Consider the following 16,323-nt stretch of genomic DNA (forward strand, 5'->3'; position numbering starts at 1 on the left):
AAAAATGATGGTTTACAATGAAAGTGATATCGCGATTATCAATATGAATTGCCGTTATCCCGGAGTACATAGCGTACAGGAGTTTGAAAAAGTACTACGTTCGGGACGTAATATCCTGGATCCTAAAGTGATTCACGCTGAGGGATATAACAAAATTACTCTCAATAATGTATACGACCGTATGGCTTATTTCGATGCTCCGTTTTTTGGTTACAGTCGAGCCGAAGCTGAAATTATGGATCCTCAGCACCGTATTTTCTTAGAATGTGCTTGGGAAATATTTGAGCAAAGTGGTTATAACCCACAAGTTCATGATGAACGTATTGGGTTGTATGCTGGCGTTAGTACGAGTTTTTATTTATTAACCCATTTAATGGGAAACCCAGATAAAATGTCACAGCTCGGTGGGCTACAAATTATGGTTGGTAACGATAAAGACCATTTGACCTCCCAATTAGCTTATCGTCTTAACACGAAAGGACCCTGTGTAACTGTGCAAGCTAGTTGTGCAACTTCATTAGTGGCAGTACATCTAGCTTGTGAGAGCTTATTAAGTGGTCAATGCGATATGGCGTTAGCCGGTGGAGTCACTTTCCGTATGGAAGATCAACGTGATTATGATTCGCGAGGTGACGGTTTACAGTCCGAAGATGGTTTAATCCATACTTTTGATGCTGATGCCACTGGTACTGTATACAGCAGTGGTTTAGGTATGGTGCTGTTAAAACGGGCGGTAGATGCCCAAGCACAGGGTGATCATATTTTTGCAGTGATTAAAGGTAGTGCTATTAATAACGATGGTGGATCTCGCAGTGGTTATACCGTGCCCGGAGTTGATGGGCAAGTCGAGGTAATGATTGAAGCGCAAAGCTTAGCCGGTGTTGACCCACAAGACATCCAATATATCGAACTACATGGTAGTGGTACCCCATTAGGTGATGCAATCGAGTTTGAAGCAATCAAACGCACTTTTGAAGTAGTCAATGCAGGTGATCATCAATGGAAACTTGGAGCCGTTAAACCAAATATCGGCCACGTTGAAATGGCCTCAGGGGTAAGTGGCCTCATCAAAACGGTATTGAGTCTACAAAATAAGGTTTTTTACCCGACCTTAAATTTTAGACAAGCCAACCCTCAATTAGGTATGGAAAATACTCCGTTTGAAGTCAATACAACGTTACAACCTTGGTTGAATAGCGGTGGTTTACGTACCGCTGGAGTAAGCGCTTTTGGGCTTGGCGGTACCAATGCGCATCTGATAGTGCAAGAGCCATTACCCGATGCTACATCGCATGAAGCAAAACAGTCAGCCAAAGGACCTTATTTAATTACATTGTCAGCCAAAACGCCAGAAAGTTTAAGCTATATGGAGAATAATCTACTTGCAGAGCTAACTATGCACCAAGATTATCGATTACAAGACGTTGCTTATACTTTACGCTATGGACGGGCGTCATTGCCATTACGAAAACATATTGTCGTTGAGAACCTTAAGCAGTTAGTTCAAAAACTTAGTAGTGTGCCTGTTCACATGGTGACTTCATTGACAGCCATTAATTGGCAATTAGAGCATCGTTTCTGTTTAGATAGTGATACGTTATTAGCGTGGTTACAAACGTCTCAGGAATTATCGACAACAATTACAGAGCTATTAGGAATGGAAGTAACGTTAGCGAGTTTAAATCAGCTCAATCAAGCACAACGTACTTTTATCAGCCAATATTTATTAATTAGTTTAGTTGATCGTTGGCAGCCTATTAATCGATCTGTGATTGGTAAAGATGACGGTAAATATGCAGCCGAAGCTATTAATGGACATTGTTCATTAATGCAAGCATGGCAACAACTCAATGTCGGACAGCCAATTACTAGTACCAACAGCACAGAGTTTGCCAACCAACGTGATGCGTGTACATTCCAATTAGATGCTAATCAAGCGCAAGGTAATATGGTCGCATTACAGATTTTAGGTCAGCTATGGAAACTTGGCGTTAATGTTGATTGGCATATAATTGATGCAGTAGAGCATGCACAAACCAGTTACCGTATTGCATTACCGGGAACTGTTTTTGCTCGTCAGCGCTATTGGGTGGAAGTGGAGCGCACATTAGTTATCAATAACGCATCAACTATTGAAGCAGTGCCTGAGGTATCATTAGCCGAAGTTAAAGCTACGCTAATTGACATTTGGCAACGTACCCTTGGTTGCCCGATAGATAGTACTCAAGCCAGTTTCTTTGAAATGGGCGGGCATTCACTTTTAGCAACCACCATCTTATACGATATCAAACAGCATTTTAATATCACCTGTCCACTGAGCGCCTTCTTTGCCGATCCAACAATCGATGGTTTAAGTCAATATTTGCTTGGACAATGGCAAACCCGTGGTGATGAACCTGATTTACCTAAAGCGGTATTTCAACCAGATCAACAGCATCTACCATTTCCGTTAACTGATGTGCAACAGGCATACTGGGTAGGTCGCCGTAAATCTATGGGTTTAGGCAACATTTCGACTCATATTTATGTGGAATATGAATTGCGCGGTTTGGAACAAGATAAATTCAACCAAGCGCTAAATAAAGTGATTGCTCGTCATGGCATGTTAAGGGCAATAGTGACCGACGATGGCTTACAACAGATTTTACCAGAAGTGCCATCATATCATGCTCAATTTCATGTCACGCAAAATGCCAACGAATTTCAGCAATTAAGTATGAGCTTGCGTGAAACAATGTCGCATCAGATGATAGATTGTAGTCATTGGCCACTGTTCGAGATCGAAGGCGTAGTTGATCATGAAAACAAGACTAGATTGCATGTTTCCATTGATTTATTAGTTGCAGATGCTTGGAGCCTTGAGTTATTCATGCGTGAATTAGCTTGGTTCTATCATCATCCACAAGAGACCTTGCCGAAAATAACCTATAGCTTCCGAGATTATGTTCTAACGTTAAAATCCTACGAGCAAACACCACAGTATGAACGAGCGCGCAATTATTGGTGTGAACGGGTGCAAACTATGCCACCAGGACCTCGATTACCATTGTTGATCGATCCATCAGAATTGGATAACCCAGCATTTGCTCGTCGTAGCCATAGTTTATCTCGTGCTTTATGGCAACGGTTAAAAATGCAGGCTGGGCAGATGAATATTACCCCAACCACCTTATTACTGAGTTGTTTTGCCCAAGTATTAGCGCGGTTTAGTGCATCACAACATTTTACCTTGAATTTAACGCTATTTAATCGACTACCGTTACATGAAGATATCAATTACTTAGTGGGTGATTTTACCTCATTAACATTGTTAGAGGTCAATCTCAGTGAAGGTGAAACCCTACAAGAACGTGCTAAGGCGATCCATAATCGACTATGGAACGACTTAGATCATCGTCTGTTTGGTGGTATACAAGTTTCGCGCTTATTAGTGCAGGCTCACCGAGATCCGGCAAAATCGGTTGTCCCAATTGTGTTTACGAGCTTATTAAACCAAGATGAAGCTCGTTGGGAAGAAGGGGATACCTTATTTAACCAGTCGCAAGATGATCAATATAGCGTCTCACAAACACCACAAGTTTGGATCGATCATCAAGTTATGGAACGCCAAGGAGAATTACATTTTAACTGGGATGTGGTTGAAGCATTATTTGATCAGCAGTTAATTGATCAAATGTTCCAATGTTATTGCGCTTTATTAAAAACACTAGCGACCCGTCCACAGAGTTGGAATTTGACGCAAGATATTCTTGGTTTACCTAGCGTTAGTGCACCAGTAGAACAAACCCCGGCACCGACAGCGTTGATGCATCATGGATTATTAAATCAGGCCGAAATAACACCAGATATAACAGCTTTGATTACGGCCCAACAGACGCTAACTTACCGTCAACTTTCCAACGCCGCTAATGAAGTTGCGCACGCTCTACAAGCACAAGGTATAAAACGAGGTGATCGGGTTGTGGTAGTAATGAAAAAAGGTTGGCAACAAATCGCCGCAGTACATGGCATTTTACGATTAGGTGCAGCCTATGTGCCAATTGATCCATCTCTGCCAGTACAACGGCAATCCTTGATTCTAAATGAAAGTGATGCTGGAGCATTCGTTACGCAACTAGACATTGAATTAGTCAATCCGTCTAATTTACCGGTAGTTGTGGTGACTGAACAAATGCTTGCCGCGCCATTAACACCATTGGTCACCGAAACTGCTGATGTTACCGATGTGGCATATATCATCTTTACTTCTGGCTCAACTGGTACACCAAAAGGAGTAATGATCGATCATCGTGCTGCGATGAATACCTTGGAAGATATCAATAGTCGCTTCAATGTAGAAGCTAATGATCGGGTATTTGGTTTATCATCTTTGAGCTTTGATTTGTCTGTGTACGATGCTTTTGCTCCATTTATGGTAGGAGCATCATTAGTGTTACCGGATGCAGGGCATGAAAAAGATCCAAGGCATTGGCTGGATATGCTTGATCTGGGAGATGTCACAGTATGGAACTCAGTACCAGCACTGATGCAGATGTTATGTGAATACCTCAGTAATAGTGCCGGTCGCTGCCCAGAATTACGCCTAGCATTGCTCAGTGGTGATTGGATTCCATTAACGTTACCCGCGCAAATGCGATCACGACTAAATCAAGATATGACGATTATTAGCTTAGGTGGAGCTACCGAGTGCGCCATTTGGTCGATTTTCTATCCGGTGGATAAAGTCGAAGTAGAATGGAAGAGTATACCGTACGGGCGAGGTCTACAGAATCAACCAATTTATGTCCTAAATGACAAGTTAGAAGAGTGTCCTATTGGAGTTGAAGGTGAAATTTGCATTGGTGGTATGGGTCTAGCACAAGGTTATCTCAATGATCCAGATAAAACTGCCGCCAGTTTTGTATGGTGTAATGATAATGTAGAGCGCATTTACCGTACTGGTGACTTAGGTCGCTATTTTAGCGATGGTCAAGTGGAGTTTTTAGGTCGCAAAGATAATCAGGTTAAAGTTAACGGATTTAGAGTTGAGTTAAGCGAAATTGAGCGCTGCATTGAAAATCATCAAGATATTGAACAGTCGGTTGTTGTGGCTGTCGGCAGTCGCGAAAATAAACGCTTGATCGCATTTGCAAAATTGTATGATCGTGACAAAGCTCATGCACTGCACGAAAAAGAAGCACAAGAACAAGCTGCTGTCCAAGGAATTATTACTAATCCGGCTGAACGTTTGGCCTTTAAATTGAAAGAGCTGCACATTCGCAAAGTCAATGGTAAAGCGTTGACTTTACCGGCTCCAACCGACACAGCAGCCTACATTAGGCGTCGCAGTTATCGTAACTTCATTGAGCAAAAGATCTCTTTAAACCAATTAGGTTTATTGTTGAATAAGTTAGTTCAGGTCAGAATTCCAGGCTTGCCGTTTGCGAAATATAATTATGCCTCTGCAGGGGGATTATATCCAGTGCAAACCTATATCTATCTCCATCCAGATAAGATTGAAGAGGGAGTGTTTGGCATTTATTACCTTAATCCTCGTGAAGGTAGTTTAATGCCAATAGCACCAAATGTAACATTAAATCAAGACTTCCATGTCGGACCAAATCGCTCAATCGCTGAGCGGGCAGCCTTTTCAATCTTCATGATTGCCGATATGGCGGCAATTCAACCACTTTATGGTGAAGAAGCTGGCTGGCATTTTTCTATCATGGAAGCGGGCACTTTATGCCAATTGCTGGAGGATGGTGCACCAGAATATGGATTAGGCTTATGTCAATTGGGTATGGCGACTTTTACTAAAGTCGCCGAACATTTCCAACTATCGCCAACTCATCGTTATATCCATTGTACCGTGGGTGGACTTGTTGGAGAAGATGCCTTTACACAAACAGCCTTATTAAAGGACTTTTCGACTTACGAAAAATCAACAGATAGTAAAGCAAATGCTCCGATTGATACTCAGGCATTTAAAGATGTCATCATGAATGGACTTAAACAGCAATTACCAGATTACATGTTGCCAACTAATATAGTCCTTGCGGCAGATTTCCCATTAAATGCCAACGGTAAATTGGACCGTAACACCTTGATAAAACAAGCAGAACAGCTTGCGCATCAAACGGCGGCTAGAGTGCAAAATCATGAAGTGACTGAATTGCAAAAACAGTTGTTAGCATTATGGCAAGACGTCCTTGGGGTTAATCAGTTAACGGTAGAGGATGACTTCTTCTCTATGGGGGGAAGCTCTATTGAATTAGTGCGTATTCAACAAGCTCTTGAACAGATGACGGCACAGGAAATTCCAATTGTGGATCTGTTCCGTTTGCCAAATATCATTGAAGTATCCCACTACATCGAATCGCTACAAAATGACTCATCGGAGCCCGAAGAGAACAATGGACAATCACCTAATATTAGCAGTGCACGTGGCAATCTTGCCTTGCGTCGTAAACGCCAAACCGAAGGAAGTGACCAATGAGTGATCATTCTCAGTATCGTACTGCCACGGAATTACTTGCTCAATTGGCAAATGGTGAAACGACCTCGGTGGCATTAGTTGAATATTACTTTGATCGTATAGCTAAATTTAATGAGGCATTAAATGCAGTTGTACAACATAACAAAGCATCTGCTCTCAAGGATGCAGAGCAAGCCGACAAAGATCGTCAAGCAGGCAAAGCCGTTGGGATATTGCATGGATTGCCTTGTACTATCAAAGACTCCTTTGATGTGAGAGGTTGGCTAACTACCTCTGGCGCCAATCACTTAAAAAATAACCGTGCAGTGCAAGATGCGCCATCCATTGCTCGCTTACGTGCTGCTGGTGCAATTTTTATAGGTAAAACTAACGTTCCGACAATGACTGCGGACTGGCAAACTTATAACGATCTTTATGGTACGACCAATAGCCCATGGGATCTGCAACGTTCTCCAGGAGGCTCATCCGGTGGGGCAGCGGTCGCATTAGCCGCTGATTTTACACCGGTAGAGTTTGGCAGTGATCTATTTGGTTCGATGCGAGTGCCAGCGCACTATACTGGTGTCTATGCCCATCGCTGTAGTCTCGGATTGATGTCTGTGCGTGGTCATATACCGGGCGGTGGTCCACACGATACTACAGAGCCAGATTTGTCCACCTCTGGACCAATGGCACGTTGTGCTGCTGATTTACGTTTAATGATGCAGGCACTAAATTCATTTTGGGTTAAACCACCGCGCATTCCGGATTTTAGTCGCTATCATGCCCATAAAAAGTATCGCATTTGTACTTGGTTTAATGCAGTAAACCATCCACTTGATGACCAAGTGGCTGAGCGTTTTCGGAATTTTATTGAAATACTTAAAGCACAATTCGGGATTGAAATTGATGAAGCGATGCCTGCAGGCATTGATCCAGAGCAATTATTTGATGTATCGGTCAAACTTAGTGGTCGCCTAGTGGGAACAGCGTTAAATGCGCGCCAACGTTTGACTGCAGGATTGGCTTCACTTGGTTATCGGTTATTAAGTCATGTTCAAGATGTTCCAGAAGGAATGGCTAGCTATTATAAAGGTATGACTAATGATATTAATGAACAAGACACAACGGATCGATTGCGAGAGCAATATAGTAATCTATTAAAAGAACTGTTTTCACATTATGACATTCTGCTGATGCCAGTTAGCCCAGTAGTGGCTTTTCACCATATGCAACAACCGGTAAATAAACGCAAACTAAAAATTAATGGTGTTGCCCATGGTTATAACGAACATTTGTTTTGGAATATGTTACCGACCGTATTTGGACTGCCTGCAACTATCTATCCACTGGCAAAACAAGATGGCGAGCTGCCGTGCGCTATTCAGATCGTTTCTGGTCATTTTAATGATGACATCACCATAGATTTTGCCGAATTTTGTGAAGGTATTACAGGGGGGTTTGCAAAACCAAATGGATATTAATAACGCAATATGCACAATTTAAATTAATGGAATTAATGTATAACAAATTAAGGAATAAATATGTTTTCAGATAAAGTTGAAACAGATGAGAACCATTCCGCAACAAGCAACTACAGTATACCTGGGATGTATGACGGATCACTCTATACTCTAATTATTCGGTTAGCCTTACCGATGTTTATCGGCATGTTAACCCAAGTAACTTACACCGTCGCTGACATTTTTTGGCTCAGTCATATTGATACAGGTAGTGGTGCCATTATTGCAGGGGTAGGGCTAATTTTCCCGATTGGTATGGTTCTGTATGCCATTGCCAACGGTATTCAGATCGGTATAGGTTCCTTACTTTCACGCGCGACAGGTATGCGTCATTTTGAAAGAGCACAACAGATATTGTCAGTCGGTATGACAATTGTTATCTTCTTTACGGTAGTCCTTGGTGTTTTTGCTTATCTTTTTGCCGAACCTCTCTTACGCGGTTTGGGCGCTAATGATATGATTTTTCTTTATGCAGCAGATTTCTATTATTACTCCTTACCAACGGTGTTTAGCATTTTGTTCGGAGGAGCAATGATGGGGTTATTCCAAGGTGCTGGTAAAACACTGATTATTATGAAAGCTTCGTTATTGGGAGCAATAATTAATATTATCCTTGATCCGATCATGATTTTTATTTTTGATTTTGGAGTCAAAGGGGTGGCATTAGCGTCATTCATAGCACAAATTATCGTTGTGAGCTACTTCGTATTATCTTTACCCTCTTTACAAGCTGGTTTTAAATATAAATTCTGTTTTCGTCATTTGTCTTGGTTAACCTATAAGCAGATTCTATCGGTCGGTTTAGCGCAAATGCTCATGCAAATTATCATTTCAGTCGGGATTATTATTTATAACTTTTTCATTGTCAGATTAGATGTTAACGCTATGGCTGCTTTTACTCTTACTGGACGTATCGACTATTTTATCATGACTCCGATGTTAGCTATTGCCGCAGCATTACTGACGATCGTCGGACAAAATTGGGGACGTGGTAAAATTGAACGAACCCTTAAAGCCTATCGTGTCAGCATGATTTTAGCCTTCTCCGTAGTGTTGGCATTGTCGATTATCCATATTATTTTAGCTCCATATGTTTATCCTCTTTTCACCCAATCAGAAGAGACCTGTCATTATGCAATTTTACAAATTCGAATTATGGAATTGGCACTGCCGTTTATTGCTATTAGTCTATTAGCGAGCGAATACTACCAAGCGATTGGTAAATCTTGGTATTCGGTTTTCATTACCTTAATACGACATGTGTTTATCTCAGTGCCAGCCGTATATTTATTAACCTTTAGCTTGGATATGGGCATTATTGGTGTCTACTTTGGTGCTATGAGTGGTACCTTTATTTCTGCTTTATTAGCTTTTTGGTTATTAAGAATGTCACCGCGTTTAGTGGCTTGGAATGAGCAGTGTTTGAATGCACAACAATTAAGCAAGGAGGTTTCATGATGAAATTCTTCTATCCCTTAATGTGGTCACAACAACAATGTTGGATTATTGAACAGCTTTATCCAGAAAGTAGCGTTAATATTATCGGTGGTATCTGTATTATCAACGGTAAAATTGATATTGCACGTTTACATAATGCCATGCAATCGGCTATACGGCATTTTGATGCTTTACGGATGCAGTTTGTACAAGCAGACGGTCAAATCTCTAGCCAAATACTGCCTTTCGAACCACGAACGTTCCGTCACATCACATTTAGTGAGCCGATAATAGCGCAACAAGCTTATCCAGCTGAGTTTGCAAATTTTCAAAGAAAGTTATTTGCTCAGCCTTTTATCTTACGAGAAAATGATCTTTTTGAATTGATTTCATTTAGTTGTGGTGAGCAACAAGGAGGTTATTTCGTTAAAGCACATCATGCCATAGTCGATGGTTGGTCCATGTCGTTATTAACTGATCATCTAAAATGGGCGTACGAACATCCAAATCAGCAATGGACTGATCCTCTCCCACCATCCTATCCTCGATTTTTAGCGCAACAACAGGACTATCAAAATTCCGCACGTTTTATTGCCGATCGCCAATGGTGGAAGAATTACATCAATGAATATATAGATTGTTTTCCAGAAAAAAAACCGATCACCGAAACTAATGGGATTGCTTGTACTACTTGGTTAGCGCATGACATGATCGATCGTATCTATCGACTATGTGATCGTTATAGTTGTTCATTAAATCTACTATTTGTTGCACTTTTTGCTCTTTATCGTGCACGGGTATGGGGGGAGGAAAAAGGCGTAATTGGGTTACCGCTATTTAATCGTTTTTCACGTGAGGCTAAACGCTGTTTTGGTATGTTTACAAATCACATGCCATTGGCCTATCGACTCAATAGTAATCTTACCTTCGCTGAACTGACGATGCGAATAAAAACAGCAATGGAAAGTGGATTTAAACATAGTAAATATCCCTCAATTCTGTTTAATCAAGATCTGGCTAAGTATGGTGGTAATCATCTGCGTGCATTTGACTACTGTGTTAATTTCTACAATTTTACCTATGAACGCGATTTCATGGGAAATAGTCAACATATTGAGGCGTGTTATAGCAATCAACAATCCTACAAATTGCAACTAGTTTTACAAACTGTCAACTCTCATAAAGAAAGCCTTAAACTCGCTATTGAGGCGCTAGATAGCGAGTTTGAACTACGCCAGTTACAAGCATTACAAACAGGATTATTGGATCTAATTATAGCCATAGATGCTCAACCAGAAGCAAATTTGATTGATTTATGCGTTTATCCTAAACCGAGCACACAACTTAATCATGCTATTGATCGTCCATTGTTTAATGATCTGTTTAATGCTCAAGTTAACCAACAACCTGAACGTACTGCGATAAATGATAATGCAGTAAGCTTGTCATATCGCCAATTATCTGATAAAGCGACTTGTATGGCGCAGAAACTTTCTCTACAAGGAATCGGGCGTGGTAGTGTTGTTGGAATATTAGCAGAACGCTGTGCCAGTACTGTCATTGCTATATTAGGTATAGTGCAGTGTGGGGCTGCTTTTTTACCGCTTAATCCCGAATTACCAATAGACAGATTACGCCTATTATGCCAAAAATCGCAGGTTGCTCATATCCTTTATGATAAAGGTAGTTGTGAATTGGTGTCTATGCTCGATCATCCAGCATCGTTACTTTCTGACCTTGGTGACAGCATTGGTAATGCATTGCCATTTTTGCCAATCGTTGTTAACGGCGACGATTTAGCCTATATTTTATTTACCTCTGGTTCAACAGGGGAACCGAAAGGGGTACAAGTAACACACGCTAATTTAGCGAATTATCTGGATTTTGCTATTAAACAGTATTTTAACGCTAACGACCAAGTCCCTCTCTATTCATCATTATCATTTGATTTAACCATTACGAGCCTATTTGCGCCACTTAGTGTTGGTGCTTGCATCAATATTTGCCGCCAGGCTGAGAGCGAAGCGCTTTTACACAGAGCGGTAATTGAACAACCCAATACTTTTATAAAACTTACACCGGCACATTTGCGTTTATTGTGTGTTGCAGGTATACAGAGCCAGCATATGCGAACGGTTGTGGTTGGTGGGGAGGATTTTAAACTTGAACTTGCTCATAAAGCCGCTAAATTATTCCCAAATGCTACAATTTATAACGAATACGGTCCAACCGAAGCAACTGTGGGTTGTATGATTTATCGTTATACAGGTGAGGAAAATCTGGTATCGGTGCCCATTGGTCGAGCGATTGATGGTTGTCAAATAGTGTTATGTTCACCTTGGGGATGTTTAGTTCCGGAAGGAGAATCTGGTGAAATAGTGATTTATGGAGCATCCGTCACTCAGGGTTATATTGGCGCACCTCAACAAACTGCTGTCGCATTTCTGTTCGATCAATCTAACCATGTTATCGGTTATCGTAGCGGTGATATTGGGTATGCACTCAATGCTGATACACTAGTTTATCTTGGTCGTAGTGATGGTCAGATTAAAATCAATGGTTATCGTATAGAACAATCGGAAATTGAACAGGCTTTACTCTCAGCTCCACAAGTAACAGCGCAAGCCGTTGCTGTAGTGAATGATGCTAAAGGCAATCCAAGTACTTTATTGGCTTGGGTCACACCAGAAACCGTCAATACCCAATTGGTTATGCAGTATTTGAGAAAGAAATTGCCAACTTACATGCTACCACAACAGTGCATTGCAATACCTGTGTTACCGCTATCCATAAATGGTAAAGTCGATATTCAACAATTAACCCAACATGCTGCGAAAATTTCATCGCTGATGGAACTTCAAGATAAGCCACAGTCGCATGATAAAGTTATATGGCATAATGTACGTGACATCGTTGGAAAAGTTTTAGAACAGCAACATTTTACCGATAGTGATAATCTCTACTTACTAGGATTAGACTCAATCAAGAGTATCCAAATAGCTGCTGAACTACGTAAACGTGGTTGGTCAATTCCCGGTGTGCAAGTTATGGAGTGTAGCACGGTGCAGCGTATAGGTGAGTATATTATAAGTCACTATGACCCATCAACGAATACACACACTGAACTATCTAACGAGGTAAATCTGCCTGCGGTGCATTGGTTTAATCGTTTAGCGTTGAGTAATCGAAATTTTTATAACCATTTGATTGTATTGGATATTTGTTTGCCTCTATCGGTTACCGAACTTGAACAACGTTTACTGGCGATCATTGCCCAGCAACCAGTTTTACGAAGTCGGTTTAATGAGGATGGTTTGCTAACAATTCTTGATTGCCAAACTTGCTATCCTAACGGTTTATTAATGCAAATGAGTGAAGCACAGTTAACCTTAGATGAGGTTATTCATCAAATTAATCAAACAATTGATGTGGAAAAAGGTAAGTTATTTGCTGCCACATATTTGACAACTAATAATCAACAAAATGATAAGCTAATTCTGTGCGCGCATCATTTAGCGGTAGATATTCATTCTTGGTACTTGATTCTCAGTGCTTTAGATATGGCATTTAATGTTGTAGAGCAGCCTTATAATCAAGGATTACAAAAATGGAGCCGCTATTTAGTTACTAAACACGTTTCTTCGGAAATACAATACTATTGGCAAACTCAAGATCAAACAGAACCATTACTATTTCCGGCGGTAACTGATGCAAATCCAGCAAAACCTTATACTCGAATATGGCGTGATGAATTCAGGCATACCTGTGTTGGTAGATTATTACTTAATAACCGAGATAATGCCATGCGCGAAGGAGAAGCGCGCTTACTCACCGCTTTGGTACCGGTTTTAGCCCACTATAGCAAGCAAAGTCATTGTCGTATTGATATGGAAGGGGTAGGGCGTGGTTGTTGGTCGGATGAGCCTGACATTACCGATACAGTTGGTTGGTTTACCGCATTTTATCCTTGTGTGATCCCATTGACTAATGATTTCGCTGTTTTATTACCTGACATCAGGCAGCAATTAATACAATGTCCGAATAATGGTGGTGATTATGGTGTGCTTCATATGCAGCAACAATTAACTAGTTCGTTACAATCAGGGATACGACTGAATTACATTGGAAGGGAATTCAATCCACCGTTAACGCATTTTAAAATTGATCATCAGCGCAGTGCAATTTATAGCGACCCTGAAAATCATCCAGGTTGTACTTTAGAGCTAAATCTTTCGCTCAGAGCCAATGACAAACTTGCTTTTTATTGCCGTTTTGATCCAAGACTAATCACGTTAAACGAAGTACAGCGAGTGATAGCACGCTATAAAAACAGTTTAATCAATTTAGATATATGGTTACAACACCAAGGCAAAGGAACTGATGGGAATATGGATACAACAGCATTATGGAGTTTATAGTTATGTTGGGTTAACAAGGGAATATGAAAAATGATTAAAAATGAATTTTCTTGCGATGCATTAGATATTGCTATTATTGGTATGAGTGGTCGTTTTGCTGGAGCAGAATCAGTAACTCAATGGTGGAAGTCCTTGTTAGCAGGCGAGGAATTAACCAAGCCAAAAATTGTTAAAAACCAACACAAAGAACCGTGGATTAGTCTGCGAAATATGATTTCTGATCCCTATGATTTTGATGCAGCATTTTTTAATATTCCACCAGGTGAGGCCATACTTATGGATCCTCAGCATCGAGTATTTTTGGAGTGTTGTTATAATGCCTTAGAGCACTCAGGCTATGTTCCCGGACGGATCAAACGGGTAGGGGTATATGGTACAACTTATGCCAATAGCTATTTAATGGATAGGGTCTATCCCTATCTTAAAGCCAGTCAGGATAAACGGTATTTACAAACCCAAATCGGTAATGAAAAGGACTATTTAAGCTCATTTGTCGCTTATAAATTGGGGCTTAACGGCCCAGCGGTGAGTGTACAAACGGCATGTTCCAGTTCATTAATGGCTACCCAATTAGCCTGCGATGGCTTAATTACATTTCAGGCTGATATGGCGCTAGCGGGTGGCGTAACACTCGGTTTTCTACAAGAAAGTGGCTATAGCCCAACTGGTGATAAGCTAATGTCACAAACAGGGCATTGTGCTGCATTTAGTGCTGATTCGACCGGCACTGTTTACAGCAGTGGTGTCGGTGTTGTGGTACTTAAACGTTTGGAAGATGCTTTGCGTGATGAAGATACAGTTTATGCTGTCATTAAGGGGGGCGCTGCCAATAATGATGGGTCACGGCGTGTCGGATTTGTGGCGCCAAGTGTTGAAGGGCAAACAGAAGTCATTAAAATGGCACTCAATGCCGCAGAAATTAGTCCAACTGATATCACAATGATCGAAACGCATGGTACAGGTACTCCACTGGGTGATGAAATTGAACTGGATGCACTACATAAAGTCTTTGCTGCAGAATGTGCGCCACACAGTATTCAAATTAGTTCCGTGAAAGCGAACATAGGGCATCTTGGCGTAGCATCAGGGATTGCCAGTCTGATTAAAACCTCATTAGCTTTATATACACAAAAGATACCGGCGCAAATTAATCTTCAGCGCAAACATAAAATGTTATTGCAGCCAAATACGCCATTTTACATAAGTAATTGCATTACGTTGTTACCACCGGAACAAAAACAGTTGGTAGCTGTGAGCTCATTTGGATTAGGAGGGACTAATGTTCAATTGATTATCCAAAATTGGCCTACGAATCCCCCCGAGAAATCCCCTGCACAAGAAAGATATATCTTTCCATTTAGTGCTAAATCGGCGTTATCGCTTAACCGCTTACTTAAGGTATATATTGAAGAACTAGGTAATTATCGTGAAGAAGATATTGCTCGAATTGCTTATACACTTAACGAGCGGCGCGCCCATTTTACATATCGCTGTGCAATTGTAGCGCATAGCCTGGATGAACTGCGTGAGCAATTAGTGCTTAAGCAGAATATTGCCGGTACCATTACGCTTAATGCTGAGAAAAAAGTCATATTATTATTTTCTGCTTACGATCAAGCGCTGGAAAATAACATGATCCATCTAATGAGCTATCAGCCGGCGCTTAAACAGCATCATGATCAGCTGGTGGCGGAAATTGATCTTTTATGGTCAACAACTACATGGACGATTCAATTACGCCATTTTATTTATCAAGCCAGTTTAGCAAAGTGGTTGATCGATCAAGGTATCATCCCTGATGATGTATTAGGTAATCAGGCTGGTAAAATTACTGCTGATTATATTTCCCATACCATTACCCTTGAAGAAGTAATTTTACAGTTAAAAAAACTACCTGTAACACCAGAGAGCGTGCCTTTAATCGAGGATGCATTGCGTGTAAAACTAGAGGAAATAGCCTTATCTCCCGGTGTAATCATGATAGAAATCGGCACACCAAGTGAATTTAGTGCTCTTTATCAACAAAACAGTGGCTGGATTGGGAAAGATATATTGTGCACAGTATTTAATCAAACAATGTCACAAGATATCTATTCATTATTAGCTACACTATGGCAATTTGGTATTGTTAGTCGATTACCTACACCCGATGCTGGTAGCACGATTGGTTTACCGGGCTACCAATTTGATCGTATTCGCTATGAAATTCAATCTGATGTTGAAAATCAACACGGCACGTTATTAGTAAGTTATACATCAGTCGAGGATTTTGTAAAGAAAATGTGGTGTACTTTATTATGTATCGACAAATATAGTGAAAAAGAAACCATCTTTGAATATGGCGCAACTTCCTTGCATATTATTTCTTTTATTAATCGATGCAATTTTATCTATAAAACGGCTTTAACCGCAAATGATATTTACGCTATGCCTTGTATTAAAGATCATACCGCTTATATCGCTCAATGTGTTGACAACATTTTATAAGTTG

5 protein-coding genes are annotated in these 16,323 nt (G+C 40.7%); all 5 read left to right on the forward strand.

The features are described from left to right. Window positions 1-7: 7 nt before the first annotated feature. From clbK to clbO, 5 genes are read left to right on the forward strand one after another with little or no spacing between them, the layout of a single operon-like run. The gene (gene clbK, locus A9G22_RS09345; RefSeq protein WP_075508759.1) at window positions 8-6,475 is read left to right on the forward strand and encodes a colibactin hybrid non-ribosomal peptide synthetase/type I polyketide synthase ClbK; all 6,468 of its coding nucleotides are present in this window, start codon (window positions 8-10) and stop codon (window positions 6,473-6,475) included. Continuing rightward, entirely contained in the window at window positions 6,472-7,938 is a 1,467-nt protein-coding gene (gene clbL, locus A9G22_RS09350) for a colibactin biosynthesis amidase ClbL (RefSeq protein ID WP_075508760.1), read from the forward strand. Before clbK ends, clbL begins: the two co-directional genes overlap by 4 nt. Before the next feature lie 60 nt (window positions 7,939-7,998). Beyond that, a complete protein-coding gene (clbM, locus tag A9G22_RS09355) occupies window positions 7,999-9,435 on the forward strand; it encodes a precolibactin export MATE transporter ClbM (RefSeq protein ID WP_075508761.1) in 1,437 nt (478 codons plus the stop codon). After that, a complete protein-coding gene (locus tag A9G22_RS09360) occupies window positions 9,435-13,832 on the forward strand; it encodes a non-ribosomal peptide synthetase (RefSeq protein ID WP_075508794.1) in 4,398 nt (1,465 codons plus the stop codon). The genes clbM and A9G22_RS09360 overlap by 1 nt, the downstream gene beginning before the upstream one ends. Window positions 13,833-13,862: 30 nt before the next feature. Then, on the forward strand, window positions 13,863-16,319 hold the full coding sequence (gene clbO / locus A9G22_RS09365) for a colibactin polyketide synthase ClbO (RefSeq protein WP_075508762.1): 2,457 nt from the start codon (window positions 13,863-13,865) through the stop codon (window positions 16,317-16,319). The last annotated feature ends 4 nt before the right edge of the window (window positions 16,320-16,323 follow it).

Source organism: Gilliamella sp. App2-1 (assembly GCF_001690255.1).
Taxonomy (GTDB): Bacteria; Pseudomonadota; Gammaproteobacteria; order Enterobacterales; family Orbaceae; genus Gilliamella; species Gilliamella apicola_G.